Source organism: Chloroherpetonaceae bacterium (assembly GCA_025056565.1).
Lineage (GTDB): Bacteria > Bacteroidota > Chlorobiia > Chlorobiales > Thermochlorobacteraceae > Thermochlorobacter.
On sequence record JANWWA010000022.1, the window covers coordinates 1 to 16,228 of the forward strand.

General features: G+C 50.8%; 17 protein-coding genes. 6 read left to right on the forward strand and 11 right to left on the reverse strand.

All coding sequences use genetic code 11. The features are described from left to right. Together NZM05_12175 and NZM05_12180 are read right to left on the reverse strand one after the other, a co-directional pair. On the reverse strand, positions 1-830 hold an 830-nt coding region (locus NZM05_12175; protein ID MCS7014369.1), incomplete at its 3' end, for a carboxypeptidase regulatory-like domain-containing protein. A gap of 117 nt (positions 831-947) precedes the next feature. After that, on the reverse strand, positions 948-1,802 hold the full coding sequence (locus NZM05_12180; protein ID MCS7014370.1) for a hypothetical protein: 855 nt from the start codon (positions 1,800-1,802) through the stop codon (positions 948-950). Positions 1,803-2,560: 758 nt separating this feature from the next. On the opposite strand from NZM05_12180, the gene NZM05_12185 reads away from it, so the two are divergent. Next, positions 2,561-3,850, forward strand: a complete 1,290-nt coding sequence (locus tag NZM05_12185) for a hypothetical protein (GenBank protein ID MCS7014371.1) — start codon at positions 2,561-2,563, stop codon at positions 3,848-3,850. Here the strand turns inward: NZM05_12185 and NZM05_12190 are convergent. From NZM05_12190 to NZM05_12205, 4 genes are read right to left on the reverse strand one after another with little or no spacing between them, the layout of a single operon-like run. Next, the gene (locus NZM05_12190; protein MCS7014372.1) at positions 3,825-5,081 is read right to left on the reverse strand and encodes an acetate kinase; all 1,257 of its coding nucleotides are present in this window, start codon (positions 5,079-5,081) and stop codon (positions 3,825-3,827) included. The two genes, NZM05_12185 and NZM05_12190, sit on opposite strands and share 26 nt — an antisense overlap. 36 nt (positions 5,082-5,117) lie before the next feature. Further along, positions 5,118-5,630 (reverse strand): peptidylprolyl isomerase, encoded by a 513-nt coding sequence (locus tag NZM05_12195; GenBank protein ID MCS7014373.1) that lies wholly within the window; start codon positions 5,628-5,630, stop codon positions 5,118-5,120. Positions 5,631-5,675: 45 nt separating this feature from the next. Continuing rightward, complete coding sequence (locus NZM05_12200) at positions 5,676-6,275, reverse strand: peptidylprolyl isomerase (protein ID MCS7014374.1); 600 nt, start codon at positions 6,273-6,275, stop codon at positions 5,676-5,678. A 13-nt stretch (positions 6,276-6,288) separates the two neighbouring features. After that, on the reverse strand, positions 6,289-6,999 hold the full coding sequence (locus NZM05_12205) for a tetratricopeptide repeat protein (GenBank protein MCS7014375.1): 711 nt from the start codon (positions 6,997-6,999) through the stop codon (positions 6,289-6,291). 233 nt (positions 7,000-7,232) lie between these two features. On the opposite strand from NZM05_12205, the gene NZM05_12210 reads away from it, so the two are divergent. The 5 genes from NZM05_12210 (at position 7,233) to NZM05_12230 (ending at position 13,476) form a co-directional block, all read left to right on the forward strand. After that, complete coding sequence (locus NZM05_12210; protein ID MCS7014376.1) at positions 7,233-8,000, forward strand: gamma-glutamyl-gamma-aminobutyrate hydrolase family protein; 768 nt, start codon at positions 7,233-7,235, stop codon at positions 7,998-8,000. Between the two features lie 52 nt (positions 8,001-8,052). Continuing rightward, complete coding sequence (gene cobS / locus NZM05_12215; GenBank protein MCS7014377.1) at positions 8,053-8,826, forward strand: adenosylcobinamide-GDP ribazoletransferase; 774 nt, start codon at positions 8,053-8,055, stop codon at positions 8,824-8,826. After that, entirely contained in the window at positions 8,798-9,382 is a 585-nt protein-coding gene (cobC, locus tag NZM05_12220) for an alpha-ribazole phosphatase (GenBank protein MCS7014378.1), read from the forward strand. Before cobS ends, cobC begins: the two co-directional genes overlap by 29 nt. Positions 9,383-9,387: 5 nt before the next feature. Beyond that, the gene (locus tag NZM05_12225; protein ID MCS7014379.1) at positions 9,388-11,097 is read left to right on the forward strand and encodes a peptide-binding protein; all 1,710 of its coding nucleotides are present in this window, start codon (positions 9,388-9,390) and stop codon (positions 11,095-11,097) included. 126 nt (positions 11,098-11,223) lie between these two features. Further along, positions 11,224-13,476: a UvrD-helicase domain-containing protein gene (locus NZM05_12230; protein MCS7014380.1), complete on the forward strand. Its 2,253-nt coding sequence runs from the start codon at positions 11,224-11,226 to the stop codon at positions 13,474-13,476. Positions 13,477-13,478: 2 nt separating this feature from the next. On the opposite strand, the gene NZM05_12235 is transcribed toward NZM05_12230, so the two are convergent. The 5 genes from NZM05_12235 to infC all read right to left on the reverse strand — a co-directional run bounded on the left by NZM05_12235 (position 13,479) and on the right by infC (position 16,099). After that, a complete protein-coding gene (locus NZM05_12235; protein ID MCS7014381.1) occupies positions 13,479-13,742 on the reverse strand; it encodes a hypothetical protein in 264 nt (87 codons plus the stop codon). Between the two features lie 8 nt (positions 13,743-13,750). Next, positions 13,751-14,773 (reverse strand): phenylalanine--tRNA ligase subunit alpha, encoded by a 1,023-nt coding sequence (gene pheS, locus NZM05_12240; GenBank protein MCS7014382.1) that lies wholly within the window; start codon positions 14,771-14,773, stop codon positions 13,751-13,753. 65 nt (positions 14,774-14,838) lie between these two features. After that, the gene (gene rplT / locus NZM05_12245) at positions 14,839-15,186 is read right to left on the reverse strand and encodes a 50S ribosomal protein L20 (GenBank protein MCS7014383.1); all 348 of its coding nucleotides are present in this window, start codon (positions 15,184-15,186) and stop codon (positions 14,839-14,841) included. Between the two features lie 29 nt (positions 15,187-15,215). Then, the gene (rpmI, locus tag NZM05_12250) at positions 15,216-15,410 is read right to left on the reverse strand and encodes a 50S ribosomal protein L35 (GenBank protein MCS7014384.1); all 195 of its coding nucleotides are present in this window, start codon (positions 15,408-15,410) and stop codon (positions 15,216-15,218) included. A 17-nt stretch (positions 15,411-15,427) separates the two neighbouring features. Continuing rightward, positions 15,428-16,099 (reverse strand): translation initiation factor IF-3, encoded by a 672-nt coding sequence (gene infC / locus NZM05_12255; GenBank protein ID MCS7014385.1) that lies wholly within the window; start codon positions 16,097-16,099, stop codon positions 15,428-15,430. Positions 16,100-16,228 lie beyond the last annotated feature (129 nt).

A 16,228-nucleotide genomic window follows, 5' to 3' on the forward strand; every position in this document is an offset into this window, starting at 1 on the left:
ACAATCAGTGAATCTGGCGAAATCAGAGACACTACACCAGGGCGCAACCCCCGCAGCGGCACTTCTGCTGCACGACCTGTGGCAGGATTTCCGTAGATAACCCCTCCTACTTCAAAGTTTGGCACCACCAGCGTCGGAAACTCTCCCGCTGTAGCGAGCGACCCTACGGCTGGTAAACCTGAGATGATAATGTTGACTGTGCGACCACCAATCGTCGTATCTGTGCGCACTGAGGCTGTCACTGTTCCAACTTGCACATCACCCACGGTGCGGGTGCGATCATTCGGATTGCCAGGATTTACACCCCCTGGAATGGTAAAGTCAATAAAAACGGGCGTACCTACTGGCGCAGGCAACACACGACCGTCAGGCGTGCGAATGCTGAGGCGCGCTTGAATGCTTGCGTTAGCGGTAAAGAAGCGGATGTCACGTGCGACGCGCACCACTGCAACGCCAGTTGAGGTACTGTTTGCATCATCACGCAGTTCCACGTCTTGCACGCGCGTCGGGGCATAGCCTGCTGGGGGCGTGGCTGCAATTTTGTAGAAGCCCGCCTGCAAGTTGCGGAAAATGTAGATACCGTCGGCATTCGTGGTTGCAGTGACGGTCTCACCGCCGGGCTGACCTTCGGCGCCAATGAGACGGACAGTTACACCAGAGAGTGGCGCACCCGTGTTACCATCACGGACTACACCGTTAATTTCACCCACGAACTGCCGACCACGTGGCACGGGGTTATTGTTAATTGGCGTTTCTCGGCACCCTGCAAAGACCCCGAAGAGTGCAAGCAGCAGGAGAGACGCCAGAAAAGACCTGTGTTTTCTATTCATGGCTTTCTTCCTTTTTAGCGTTGTTTTGAGGTTGCGGAATAGTCGTTTTTATGAAAATGGCGCTTTCATCGGCTCGCAACCTAATTTAGCCCGATAAAATCGCCGTGTTTAGAAACTCTAATACAGCGTCAGTCCAAAGTTCAAGGTTGCAAAGAATCCATTGAGCGACACTGTTGGCGCTTCGGTAAAGGCGCGACGGAAGCCCGCAGTGCGGTCAGTGGTATTTGGTTCGACCACATTCGGCGCCAGCGGATTGAAGGTTCCACCGCTGCCTGAGGTGAGCGTCAGCGTGCTCAGCCATGCACCATTATACCCTAACTGCAAGCCTACATCTACGTTTCTGATGATTTCAAAATTCACGGTCAGAGCGGCTTGCAGCGTTGCTGCTAAAATATCGGCTTGAATGCGGTCGCCGACTTGGAAGAGACTGCCGTCCTCGAACTGCACGGTTGTCGCAAACGGTCGGTCTGGCAGCTGTGCTACGCGGGCAAAGGTTGCCACACCAAATGCATACCCTCCTTTTACCAGCAGTCCGATTGTGAGCGGCACATCTTGCTTGGCATCTTCCTTCAGATCGAAAACCTTGTAGCCAAATCCTCCCATAATGTTGAAGTAGCGGCTATTTTCACCGGGCATCCCTTGAATTTCTGCGTTGAAAGAAAGGCGCTTATAGCCTCCCAGATTGGAGACCTCCACGCCCAAGAGGCCGCCAAAGCGAACACTTTCGCTTGTGCCTTGAGACAGCGGCACCGAAAGCCGTTCCTCAGCGCGTCCAAAGAAGCCACCTGGGAACGAAGTAATGTGCACATCCTTCAAGCCCGAAGTAAAGTAGGGCTGAATAGAGGGACCGCTGTAAATCTTCACCTTAAATTGCGGACCTCGCATTGGGCTTTGCGCTAAAGCGCTGCTGATTCCTATCACCAGAACCGCTAGCGCAAGGTAAAGCGCTTTTAGGGAAAGACGTCTTCGCATATCTGTTTGTCGTTTTAGGTTTATGAAGCCAGCATAACCTCTCTACGCGCTACAGAAAAAAGAGAAGCGTAGAGCGTGTCGCTTCCGATTTGTGGTTTAGAAACTCTGATTGCGCCTACGGAGATGTGCCTTTCGCCCTCTTTTGGGCAAGTGTGCTCTGGTTTTTGCATAAAAAGGTACTGACTTTCTTTGCTCACCCTAAGAAGGCTTCGGTTTTTTGTGCTCTTGCTGTGCAATAATACAAGAGTGCGATGGAAAAACCAAATCGTGCTCAAACTTTCTTGGGCAGTTGTGCTTGCCGTCACACCTTGTCAGATGCTCTGTGCTGGCAGGCACCGTGCAAGCTTTCTTTGCACTGCGTAAGTATCACGCCATCTGTCTTCTTGGTCAGAGCAATAGCTAGCGCTGTCCTGCAGCTCGCGCACTGCCTTGTGACTTGGCTCTCACTTCCTCTGCAGGAAAAGAGAAAGATTGTCGCTGTGTTAGAATCGGGCATGTAAAGGTTAGAAATGGCTTTCATCTTACCGAATTTCCTCTCTTTGCACGGCTATTTTTTTACTTTTGCCTGTTGTATATTGCGTCAAAACCAAGCTAAACTTGCGCCTGAGAGAACAACCCAAAATGAAGTGCGAGTTAGAATGAGGAAAACCGTATCGTGGACTCTTTTTTTGCTTCTGCTGCTCAGTCCCAGTTTTACCCTGTTGGCTCAAGCGCCTCTCACAGCTGATAGCCGCATTTTCCAGGCCCAGAAGGCACTTTTGCCAAGAATTGGTACATTCAGTGCAAGCCTGACTGGTTCATTTTTCATCAGACCTGTCGACTATATTCCAGGCGGCGGTGTGCCAGACGATATTATCCAAACAAATGCGGACATTAACCTCGACTACACCTTGCTCAAAAATCTTGCAATTTCTGCAACACTCAACACTTTCCGCATTGAAAACCGTCTGGATACAAGGCCGACGGCGACACAGCTTTTTAGCGGCGTGCGCTTAGTTTTGAAGACTGGCTCAATTGGCGTGCTAAACGACCGCATTCAACTGGGCGGCTGGTTTGAGATTTTTGCCCCATTTGGACGAGAACCTAACCCTCCTCTTCTGCCTTTCACGCAAAACGAATTTGGCGCAGGGGTGCACTTTATTGGCTCATACTACTTTGACAATATCTTTCCTGAATTCTCCTCAGGCATTCATCTCAATCTTGGCTTTCGTAACTACAGCTCCAGCGAAACGGTCATCACGCGCAGCCCTAGTCCCCCTATTAAGGTTGGAAACGACCTGCTCACACTGCGTTATGCACTTGGATTTGACACCCCGCTTCCTATCCGTGGACAGCGAATCTATGCTTTCGCTGAACTCTTTGGCGAGTTTTATCTTTCCGCTTCGCTACAAGAGTTCGTCTACGGGCGAGAGAATTTCAGCTACTTGGGTGCAGGGGCGCGGTATTATGTGCTCGATTGGCTTTCTGTCGAGTTAATGGGTCAGCTTTTGATAATTGGTGGCGGTGATAACACCAGTTACATCACCCGATTTGGCACTGTGCCTGTCTCGCTGGTTGGCTTGAACTATGCACCATGGCGCATTATGGGTGGTGCAAAAGTTGAGCTTGGTCGCCGCTTCCGCATTCCTTACGCGATTGACGAGGCACTGGGGCTATACGACCCGATGACGTATTCCCGCTCAGAGCGACTTCGCAATCGCAAAATTATGGATGTGCTTGATGAGCGCTCACAGGAACTGGCGGATATTTTCAAGGAAGTGCGCAAGCAAGATAGCACGCTTAGTGGCAAAATTTACTACGAGATTATCATTGGCACGCGCGGCAATGTAGAAAGAGTGCGTCTTTTGGTCTCTACCTTAGATGACAATGCTTACTCCGAATTTACAACAGAGCAATTTGCCGACGCAATTCGCAGCTGGCGTTTTCCGCCCGGTAGCCGTGAGGTCATTTTCGATGTCTTCAAGATCGAGCTTTCGCGTGATGGACGACTTAGCATTATCTCTTCTGCCAGCTCGGAGGAACTTACGAGACAGGCTCAGGCACGATAGCACGGTAGGTATCTCGTGCGATAATCAGCTCTTCATTGGTCGGAATAACCCACGCAGCGAGTTTGCTTGAGTCTGTGGAAATTCGTCCCTCTTTACCGCCGACCATTTCGCGGTTTTTCTCTTCGTCTAACTCTAAGCCAAAGCACTGCAGATTTGTGCAGATTTTGGCACGAATGTAGTCGGAGTTTTCGCCAATTCCACCCGTGAAGGTAATCGCTTGTGCCCCACCAAGCACGGCTAAGTATGCGCCAATGTATTTCTTTACGCGGTAGCAATAGATGTCGATTGCCAGTTTTGCACGTCGGTCATCATTTTCCAGTGCTTCAGCAATCAGGTCGCGCATATCGTTGGTCAGGCCTGAAATGCCGAGCAGTCCTGACTGACGATTGAGCAGCGCATCGACGGCGTCAGAGGAGTAGTTTTCTTTGTGCTCCAAGTAGTTGATAATCGCAGGGTCAATATCGCCGGAGCGCGTGCCCATCACCAAACCTTCCAGAGGCGTCATACCCATTGAAGTATCGACGGAGCAGCCACCCCGAATCGCACAGGCAGAACTGCCATTGCCTAAATGCAGCGAGATGATTTGCACCGCACTCCGCTCAATGCCGACCAGCGTGCGATAGCGAAAACTCACATACCGATGTGAAATGCCGTGAAAGCCGTAGCGTCGAATTTTGTGCCGCCGATAGAATTGGTAGGGAATGGCATAGAGATACGCCACCTCAGGCATTGTGTGATGAAACGCTGTATCAAACACCGCCACTTGCGGCACGCAGTTGCCAAAGAGCTGGCGCGCGGCATAAATCCCCTTGAGGTTCTGAGGATTGTGCAGTGGCGCCAGTTCAATGCAGTCCTCAATTTTTGCAACCACTTGGTCATCAATCACTACGGCAGTGGTGAGTTTTTCGCCGCCGTGCACGACACGGTGCCCCACAGCGTGGATGTCAGCTTGTGAAGCAATGCCCTCCAAGCTTACTTCGCCTGAAGTGAGCCACTGCAAAATGCGCGCAATCGCCGCTTGATGGTCACGAATTGGGGCTGCGGAGCGAATGAGCTTATCGGGCTTGCCTTTTGTATATGTCCGAAACGTTAGCAATGCCTCCGACCCAATGCGCTCAATCACGCCTGACGCAATTGGGTAATCGGTATTGGTATGAATCATCTCCCAATCGGTGCAGAAGACCTGAAACTTGATGCTTGAACTGCCACAATTTAGCACGAGAATGTTCATACTGACGCTTGCAGAGATGGTTCAGGGCACAATGACTCAGGCACTTTGACTTTCAGCAGGCAGGCGGCGAATGGTCATCGTAATCGGCACAATCGGGTTGTCTCGGGCATCTTTTTCTACCTTTGAAATGGCATCGACCACGTCCATTCCACGAATCACCTTGCCGAAGACAGTGTAGCCCGCCCGAACGGGGTCGTCCAAGAAAAGATTATCTCGCACATTGATGTAGAACTGGCTTCCTGATGAGGCCTTTTGAGGATTGTTATCGCGTGCAGCCGCCACAGTGCCGCGCTTGTTTGGGTGTTTAATTTCAGCCGGAATGCGGTAGTTTGGACCGCCTGTGCCGTGAAGGGCGCGCTTGCTTTCATCACGTGAGAGCGGGTCGCCGCCCTGAATGACAAAATCCTTGATTACACGATGAAACCGCAGACCGTCGTAATACTTTTCCTCCACTAGTCTGGCAAAGTTATCACGGTGCAGCGGCGTGTCATCAAACAGCTCAATAGTGATGTCGCCCAGTGTGGTCGCAATCAAAAACTGCAGAGGCATTGGTGTCTGTTGTTAGGTTAGAAAAATGGTGCGCTCTAAGCGCTCCTACTTCTCGCCAAGTGGGCGGATTTTGAGCCAGATCCGCTCATATGGCACATTACGACCGTCGCGCGCCACTTTGGCAATTTTATCCACGGTTTCCATTCCCTCAATGACGCGCCCAAAGACGGTATAACTGCCATCGTAGAAGCGATTGTCGTTGAGGTTAATATAAAACTGTGTAGCCGAAGATGCACGCTCAGGATTTTCTTTGTCATCCTTACGCGCCGCCGCTACAGTGCCACGAAAGTGAGAGTGCTTAATTTCTGCTGGAATGGTCGTGCGGTCTAAGGAATCCAGTGCAGGATTAGGCGTAGAGCGAAATTGCGGGTCACCTGCTTGAACAATTAGTTCAGGCACCACCCGATGAAACACAAGGTCGTCGTAATACCCTGCTTGAACCAGCTTGATAAAATTCTGCTTGTGCAAAGGTGTATCGTCAAACAGCGCAATCAGAAACTCACCTTTTGGGGTCTCGACCAGAAACTTTGTTTGCAGTGAGGCAGCAAGTGAATCTGAATACGCTGTTCCAACTCGACCTTGCTTTACGCACCCTGCGCAAGATAGCACCCCACACAGTACTGCAATCCAAGCAAGGCGAGTCATCTCTTGGAGAAAGTTACATTTTCAGTCGCGCAATTGCTTTTTCCGCATCACGGCTATGCGTGGAAAGCGGGAATTGCTTGCGCACATACTCAAAGATTTCCAGCGCCTCTTTCTTTTCTCCAGCCAGCTCAAAGGCACGCCCTGCATCCATTAGGTAAAATGCTTCAAAGGCTTGATTTTGCGCCGCCGCAGCCGCTTTACGATAGAGTTCGCCTGCCTGCTTATACTGCTGTTTTTGCTCATAGCAAGCGGCCTCTCCTGCCAGAGCTGCAGCAGCCAACACTTCCGAGCGAGAGGAAATGTTCTTGTACAGCGCCAGTGCCGAGTCAATTGAATTGCGCTGGTAGAGCGCGTTGGCAAGGTAAAACTTAGCTATCTCGCCTGAGGCGGTGCCAGAGTATGTTTCGACAAACTTTTGCAAGCCCATTTGCGTGCTATCCCCCAAAATAGCCGCCTCGAGATTACCATCTTTGTAGACCTGCGCGACCTTTGCCAGCTTCGCAGTAGCCTCCACCTCGAGCTGCGCTTTGCGATAGTTCCAGAACAGCAGTCCAGCGACCAGTAGCACCACGCCTGCTCCGATGCCCACTACCAGCGATGTGTTCTTTTCATAGAATGCGACTAACTGATAGTACCATGCCTCCAACTGCACCAAGTCGCCCGTACTTTTCTTTGACGCTGGCGATGAAGCAGGTTTCGGTTTTTGCAGTGTGTCTTCTGCCATATTCCCAGAAAAAAATTTGAGCCGCAAATTTAGAAAAGCCATGCCATAACTCAAAAGCGAAAGAGCACGCTCTTGAAGGGCAGTAGTTCTCTGTAGCGCAATAGCATACCGTTTTGACACCGCCCTACTTTCGCCTTAGGTGGTGTGTTTGCAAAAGTCTCTCAAAATGCTCTTTTTTGCCGAGTTTTCGGGTGTAGAGGTCTTTCTTAACAGGGCATTAAAAAATTACAAGTATGCGAACCCTTCGAATCGGTGTAACGCAATGCCACACCACTTCACAATATATCTCGTGGCTTTGCACAGGTGAAAAGTATGGCTACAAGGTGGAGTGCCTTGAACTGCCATACGAGGGTTCTTCTCCTGAGGCACTTTTAGATCAGCACCTCCGCATTTTGGATTCGCTTGATGCAGTTGTTTTTACAGGCGGGCGCGATGTAGAGCCACATCGCTTTGGAATGCGGCTTAGCCCAGAAGAATTAGCCGCACTAAATGTGGTCTCTACCCCTGAGCGTGATGCCGTCGAGTGGCCGCTTGCTGAAGCCTGCCTCGAACGCGGCATACCGATTTTGGGAATTTGCCGTGGTATGCAACTACTTAACGTCGTGATGGGTGGCACATTGGTGCTGGACATTGACACACAAATAGCTAACCCTATTCCGCACAAAAAGCTCGACGACGCTCGCAGCGGTTACCACCCTGTGCGTGCAGAAAAAGACTCCCTGCTCTATGAGCTGGTTGGCGTAACTGAGACGGATTATGTCAGCACGCGCCACCATCAGGCGATCGATCGGATAGGAGACAACTTGCGGGCTGTGGGCTTTTCACCTGATGGACTTGTTGAAGCCTTGGAGTCTACTGATCCCAACCGTTTGATTATGCTGGTGCAATGGCACCCTGAGAGAATGTGGCTCGAGGCGCAGCGAGACCAAAAACCTGAGTATAACAATGCGTTTTCGGAGAATCTGCTGGCTGGCTTTTTAGCTGCTGTAGCTCAGCGCTAAGCCTAAGCGACAATCAGCCGTGAAAGAACAGATTAACCTTTTTCTCCTTGCATTGATGTTTCTGACGCGCGTGCCCGTCGGTCGCTGGGTGCGCTACAGCCCTACATTTTTAGCACAATCAACGCTTTATTTCCCGCTTGTTGGGCTGCTGGTGGGAGCGTTCGGGGCATTGATACTTTGGGCATCTGCACGCTTGCTGCCTGTGCCACAGGCGGTGCTACTTTCAATGTTAGCTACGGTGTTGGCTACGGGCGCTTTTCACGAAGATGGCTTAGCCGATAGCGCGGATGGCTTCGGTGGCGCCTCTGAGCGCACGCGCATCTTGGAAATTATGCGCGATAGCCGTATTGGCACATTTGGCGCTCTTGCTCTGTGGTTTGCGCTGACAGCCAAATTTCTTTTTATCTCCGAACTTGCATCGCAGTCTATTCAGACTGCTATGCTTGCAATGGTCGTGGCACACACAGCAGGACGTTGGTCCAGCCTGTGGCTTATTCGGCGCTTGGAGTATGTTCGAACTGAGTCAGCCACCGCAAAACCCTTTGCAGGCAGCGTTACGCCTTCTCGCTTCTGGCTGGCTACAGCCATTTTCGGTTTTGCCACGCTGCTTTGCTTTGCAGCCACGGGACTTTTCCTGCTTACCACAGCGATTTTCGTGAGCTACCTTGCCGAACGCTTTTTGCATCAACGCATTGGTGGCATTACGGGCGATACGCTCGGCGCCGTCAATCAGGTTACAGAAATATCACTATATTTCAGCCTTGAAGCTCTGATGCGACTTCAAACCTCGCTGCTCAATGGAACTTTTCTTGGTGCGCCACACTGAAACAGAACAAAACGGAGAAGCTCGCTGCATTGGTCAAACTGATGTGCCACTTTCGGAGGCTGGCAAACAGCACATTCATCTGGTTTCGGCACGCTTGGTTGCCCTAAAGCCAGAGTGCGTTATCACCAGCGATATGGAACGCTGCATTGCACTGGCACAATCGATTGCCTCACAGTTAGGGCTTGAGCCTGAACTTTCTCGTGCATGGCGAGAAGTAAATTTCGGTCAATGGGAAAATCGCTCTTGGGACGATATCGAGCGACGTGATAGCATTGCGTTCCAAGCGTGGATGAACGACTTTGTGCGCGTGACACCCCCCGACGGAGAGTCATTTCAATCGCTACACTATCGCATCAGCTTGCAGATGGATTTGTTGCTCCAGCGTCCAGAGGAACGCTTTGTTGTCGTCACGCACGCCGGCCCAATTCGTGCAGCACTGTGCTATGCTATTGGGCTACCGCTTCAGCGCGCCTTCTCAATTGATGTGGCGTTTGGCGGCATTGTGCATCTCCAGCACCAAAACGGACAGTGGTCGCTTCACGGTCTTAACAACTGACGCAAATGCCTTTCGCACATTTCGCCCTTTGGCTTCGAACTTGCATAGCGGTAGGACTTGGCGCACTTCTCACGCTTTCTTGCCAAAGACAGCCTGAGCGCGCACGCTCTGCTGAAAAACCGATTGTAGTGGCACTGGCTAACGACTTAGACCACCTAAACCCCCTACTCATTCAGCTCTCCATTTCGCGTGAGGTTTGTATTCAGGTTTTCCCAAAGCTGGTGCAAGCTGAGTTTGATGAGACCGCTGGCACTGTGCGCTATTTGCCTTGCCTTGCTACTCGCTGGGAATTTTCGCCCGACGGTCGGCAAGCCACTTTTTACCTACGCAGCGATGCTCGCTGGGACGACGGCTATCCGATTACGGCTGCAGACCTGAAGTTCTCGTATCAGCTGTATGCTCACCCTGCTGTGGCTAGCACGCGCCAGCAGTATGTGCAAGACCTTGTGCGCGACGCTCAGGGCAATCTTGACTTTGAACGCGGCGTGCAAACCCCCAACGACACCACCTTGATTTTGACCTTTCAGAAACCGCTTGCCCCAATGATTGTGCTTGACCACTTCTACGACCTCATGCCCGTTGCCAAGCATATCTTTGAGAAAATTGACCCGAAAGAGCTTCGCACCAAAGCAGCTGAGCTACCAATTGTCGGCGGCGGGCCGTTCAAAGTGGAGAAGTGGGAACGCCAAAAGCAATTGGTTTTGGTCTCAAACCCGACTTCAGTCCTGCCGCACCCTGCGAAGGTTCAACGCTTGATTTTTCGCATCATTCCTGAATACACCACGCGTCTCACTGCCTTCAAGGCAGGTGATGTCGATGTCTTGATGTCAGCCGGTGGCATCAGTCCCAAAGACACGCTCGAGGTGCTGCAAAATCCCGCTCTGCACATTTTGCCTGTGCGCTTCCGCAGTTTCGACAGCATTGTTTGGCTCAATATTGACGGCGAGGCGTATCGCACGCGTGGTGAAATTAGACCGAACTTTTTCTTTGGCGACAAGCGCGTGCGGCAAGCGATGACCTACGGCATCAATCGCCAAGCCATTGCCGAAGGCTTTATGGGCAAACATCACGCTACGGTAGTCAACACATCGCTCTCACCTGCTTACTCGAAATTTCTCAATCCCTCGCTGCACCCTTACGACTTCGACCCTGAGAAAGCCAAAGCCCTCTTGGCTGAGGCAGGTTGGACACGCGGCAAATCAGGTCTGCTCGAGAAAGATGGCAAGCCGTTTTCTTTCACGCTGGCATATCCTGCAGGCAATCAACGCCGTGCATATGCTGCCACCATCATTCAACAAAATCTCAAAGACTTAGGCATTGAATGCACCATTTCAGCCGCCGAAGCCGTGGTTTTCAATGAAAATCAAAACCAATGGCGCTACGATGCCGCGCTCTCTGGTCTTTCTGCCGAAACTTTGCCTTTTCAGCTTACGATTTGGAGCTCAGATTTTAAGAATACGCCTTTTAACTCTGCCTGCTTTCAGAATGCGCGTCTGGACAGTCTCTGCCAGCGCCTGACTGAACCCCTCCCGCCTGACCTCGAGCGTCAGTACTGGTATGAATACCAAGCTATTTTGCACGACCATCAACCGCGCACCTTCCTTTACTACTACGATGAGCTGCAAGGCTTCAATAAGCGCATTCAGAATGTCAAAGTCAGTATGCTGGCGGTCCTTATCAATGCGCACGAATGGACACTTGCCGCACTGCAGTAGCACGTCTTACCTTGCATCGCTTAGTGCGCTCCCATAGCGATTGCTAAAACAGTGCTTCAACAACTTGCTTCGCAATTCGCCTCGCAAAGTTGTATCTTCACTTTTTCAAGCAAACCCTTTGCAAACTTGGAACACTTGCTTCAAGAACTCAATCCAGCGCAGCGCAAAGCCGTCGAGACGACCGACGGTCCTGTGATAATTATCGCAGGGGCGGGCAGCGGAAAAACGCGTGTGATCACTTACCGAACTGCGTATCTCATTGGGGTGCGGCAAGTTGCGCCACCGCAGATTTTAGCCCTGACCTTTACCAATCGCGCTGCGAATGAAATGAAAGAGCGCATTCGCACCCTGCTGGGTGAGACCGCCACGCAAGGGCTTTGGATTGGCACGTTTCACTCTAATTTTGCGCGTCTCTTGCGTCAGCATGCGCCCGCCTTAGGGTTTAGCACCAACTTTTCCATTTATGACACCGAAGACACTCAGCGCCTCATCAAAGAAATAATGGGTGAGTTAGGGATTAGCCTGCAAATGCTTTCGCCTCAGCAGGTGCAAGCACGCATTAGCGCTGCAAAAAATCGCTTTGTTTTGCCTCACGAATACTTGGAAAAATCCACTCGTTTTGACTTTTTCGAAGAGCACATCGCTCGCATCTATACGCGCTACAGCGAGCGACTTCAGCGCAACAACGCTCTTGACTTTGACGATTTGCTTATCAAGCCGATTGAGCTTTTCTTGCAAAAACCCGCTCTGCTGGAACACTATCAGCAGCGATTTCGCTACCTGATGATTGATGAGTATCAAGATACCAATCGGGCGCAGTATCTGGTCTCTAAGATGCTGGCTGCGCAGCATCGCAATATCTGTGTGGTCGGTGATGATGCGCAATCCATTTACTCGTGGCGTGGGGCAGACATTTCCAACATTTTGGACTTTGAGCGCGACTATCCTGATGCGACCGTCGTGCGTCTTGAAGAAAATTATCGCAGCACCCAAGTTATTCTTGACGCGGCTAATTCGGTTATTCGTCATAATCGCCATCAGCTCGAGAAGCAGCTTTTTACGCGCAATCCGCGCGGTGAGCTGATTTCGTTGCTGGTGAGCGAAAATGAACGCCACGAAGCTGACAAAGTTGCTCAGGCTATTCGCCAGCTAAAACTAACGCGTGGCGTCGCAAACAAAGATATTGCAGTCTTTTATCGCACCAATGCACAATCCCGCGTCTTGGAAGATGCGCTGCGCGCAAATGGAATTCCGTATCAAGTCTTTGGCAGCGTCTCGTTCTACAAGCGTAAGGAAATCAAAGATGTGGTGTCGTATTTGCGGTTTCTGCTCAACGAGCGTGATGAAGAATCCCTGCTCCGCATTATCAACTTTCCAGCACGCGGTATTGGTGAAAGTAGTGTGCAAAAGTTGCGAGACATCGCTCAAGCCGAGCACCTTTCACTCTACGAGGTAATTTGCCGCGCTCCTTTCTGGACTGACCTGCCTGCCCGACTGCTTACTGCACTTAGCGATTTCCGCATGCTCATTGAGTCGCTTAGAGAGACTGCGGCAGCGCAAAATGCCTTTGAGACCGTGAGCGAACTTTATCAAAAAACCCGTCTCCTTGAATTGCTGAAAGAAGAGGGTACGGCAGAAGCCAACACTCGCTATGACAACCTGCAAGAATTTCTCTCTCTTGCCCGCATTTTCTCGGAGCAAAGTGAGGATAATTCGCTGCGCGCCTTCCTGCAAAACATTGCTCTCGTCAGTGAGCTGGAAGAAAAAGACGATAGCGACAACAAGGTGTCGCTGATGACTATTCACATGGCAAAAGGCTTGGAGTTTCCGATTGTCTTCATTACTGGCTTGGAAGAGAAGCTCTTTCCGCTCTCGTCCGATGAGCTACGGGATTTGGAGGAAGAACGCAGGTTGTTTTATGTTGCTATTACCCGCGCGCAGCAGAAGCTATATATCAGCTACGCCAAGTCGCGCTATCGTTTTGGAGCGCCACAACCTTCGCTGAAATCTCGCTTTATTGATGAACTGGATGGTGACCTTGTGCAAACTGAAGGCGGGCATTTACTTTCTGAGCTGCGCGCAGCTGAAAAAGAGCGCACTCGCATCCAGCGCGACGAATACAGCCAGTTAGATGAATCAGACTTTGCTGCCCCCGCTCCCTTTCGCCCCAAGTCAGAAAAGTCCAAGCTCTCTTCGCCCTCTGTGTCCTCAATGCCGCAGCTTTCTGTGGGTATGAAGGTTCAGCACAAAATGTTTGGTGTCGGCAAGGTGATTGCACTGCAAGGCAGTGGCGAAGATGCGAAGGTGAAGGTGTTTTTCAGAACGGCTGGTGAAAAAACGCTTGTCGTGAAGTTTGCAAACTTAACAGTGTTGAACTAGGCCTACGGTTTGCCCAGCTCCGTGTCCAGAATTGAAAAGCCTACCACGATGCCTTTTGCCGTATGCACCAGCACATTGCCGTCTGCCTCGCCAATCTCCTCTACAAACAGACTATCATCCGCCTCTTGCTCGCAGTCAAACACCACATGGAGAATACGCTCTTCGCTATCGTAGAGAAAGTCAAAATCGTGAAATTGAAATTGCCTTAGCATAGGAATTGAGCGAATCACGCTACGGATTTTTTCCTCGATTGGCTGGTCGGGCATAGTGTGAGCTATTCGAATTGAGCAAGCATTCGGAGGTCGTTTTCGAAGAGCAGTCGAATATCATCGATTTTGTAGCGCAGCAGCGTCGTGCGTTCAATGCCCATTCCCCATGCATAGCCTGAATAGACGGCTGGGTCAATGTTACAGTTGCGTAGCACATTTGGATGCACCATTCCACAGCCCATAATTTCCAGCCAGCCTGAGTATTTGCAGACCCGGCAGCCTTTGCCGCCACACAGGTAGCAGGTTATATCGACTTCTGCTGATGGTTCAGTAAAAGGAAAGAAGCTCGGACGGAAGCGCAATTTGACCTCGCTGCCGAACATCTGTTTGGCGAAAGAATAGATTGTCGCCTTGAAGTCCGCAAAGGTAACTCCCTTATCAACGTAGAGTCCTTCCAGCTGATGAAACACGCAGTAGCTGCGAGCGCTGATTGCTTCGTTGCGATACACTTTTCCTGGTGCAATGATGCGAATAGGCGGTTTTTGCGAGAGCATCGTGCGGATTTGCACTGGCGAGGTATGGGTGCGCAAGACCACATCGCCTTCGGGCGCGCCCTTGCGCAGAAAGAAGGTATCCTGCATATCGCGTGCAGGGTGGTCGTCCGGGAAATTAAGCAGCGTGAAATTGTAGTCATCGCGCTCAATTTCTGGTCCGACCACTTCTGTAAAGCCCATTTTGAAGAAAATCTCTTTCATTTCACGCAGCACCTTCTGGACGGGGTGTTCAGCACCTAAAAAGCGCGGTCGCCCTGGCAGAGTTAGGTCAAGGGGTCGCTCTTCTTCTTGGGTCTGGGCTTCCAGAGCTGCTTTGGCGTTCTCATATTTTTGCTCTGCTGCTGCTTTTAGGTCGTTGAGCAACTTGCCTACTTGGGGCTTTTGCTCTTTTGGAACAGCTTTCAGGCGCTCGAATAGCTCAGCTATTTTGCCTTTGCGGACAAGAAACCGCAGCCGATAGGCTTCCAGCGTTGCCTTATCGTGAATTTCAAATGCTGCGGTTTCTTTGCGCACGTGCTCAATAGCGTTGAAAATGTCGGTATCTACCCGTGCTATCTCGTCCATTGCTCCACAAGCCATTTTGTTAGGCTAGTGTTTTGTTAGGCTAGTGCTGCCTTGACCACTGCTTCAAACGCTACTGGGTCTTTGACCGCCATTTCTGCCAGTGCCTTACGGTTGATTTCAATATTTTTTTTGTTCATTGCCGCAATAAGGCGCGAATACGTCGTGCCGTGTAAGCGTGCCGCTGCGTTAATGCGCGCAATCCAGAGCTTTCGGAAGTTACGCTTCTTGACTTTGCGGTCACGATACTGATACTGCGCAGCTTTATCGACTGCGTGCTTTGCGATGGTCAAGATGTTTTTTCGCTTGCCCCAGTATCCTTTGGCACGTTTCAAAATGCGCTTTCGTCGTGCCCGTGAAGCAACAGCATTTTTGGCTCTTGGCATACGATTGTGTCATTTATGGGTTATGGAAATCATATCGTGAGCATTCGCTGAACGGTATCCTGCATAGCAGGAGACACCAACTTGTCTTTTTCTAAGCGACGCTTTCGCTTTGTGGATTTCTGAGACAGGTTATGGCGCTTGCCTGTTTGCTTGCGCATAATTTTACCTGTCCCTGTAACCTTGAACCGCTTTTTCGCCGAGCGATGTCTTTTTACTTTTGGCATAACTTGCTTTGTTGAGTTTAAGAAGATTGCGAAGCTGTGTTTTCTGAACTTTGCTCCAAGCGCTTTTGCTGCGCTTCTTGCATTTTGCGCTGCCGCTCTTGCTTTTCAGCTTCTAAGAGGCGCTGCTGCTCTTCACGTTCTTTTTGCAGCTTGCGTTCTAAGGCTTCCACTTTTGCTTTGTCGGGCACATAGAAAATGTAGAGATTTTTGCCTTCGAGCTTCGGTGGCCCTTCAGGTCTGCCCACTACGCTTAGTCGCTCCGTGAGTCGGTCGAGCAACTGATAACCTTGCTCTTTGTAGACGATAGCCCGACCGAGAAACACCACGGTGGCACGCACTTTGTCGCCCTTACGCAAAAATTCTTCGGCATGTTTTGCCTTGAAGTCAAAGTCGTGCTTGTCAGTATTTGGGTGAAAGCGCACCTCTTTGAGTTCTGACGTCTTGGTCTTTTTCTTAGCTTCTTTCTCTTTCTTTTCTTGCTCGTAAAGGAACTTGCCGTAATCAGCTAAGCGACACACGGGTGGCTGGGCATTCGGCTGGATTTCTATCAAATCCACGCCTAGTCGGCGTGCCTCACGAAGTGCATCAGCTGTCTTCATCACCTTTTGCTCGCCTTCTGGGAACAGGACACGCACCTCTGGCACGCGAATGTCTTCATTAATCCGATACGCTCGTTTATTTTCTCTCATTCGTTTTGGAAGACAGGTTTCAAGTTACTCGATTTCCGTCATTGGCATCTCAGGCGAGCGCGGATTCGGATACACGCCCAAACTGCGCGGCTCTACGATTAAATCCAGCGTCTCCATCACCACCGCGCC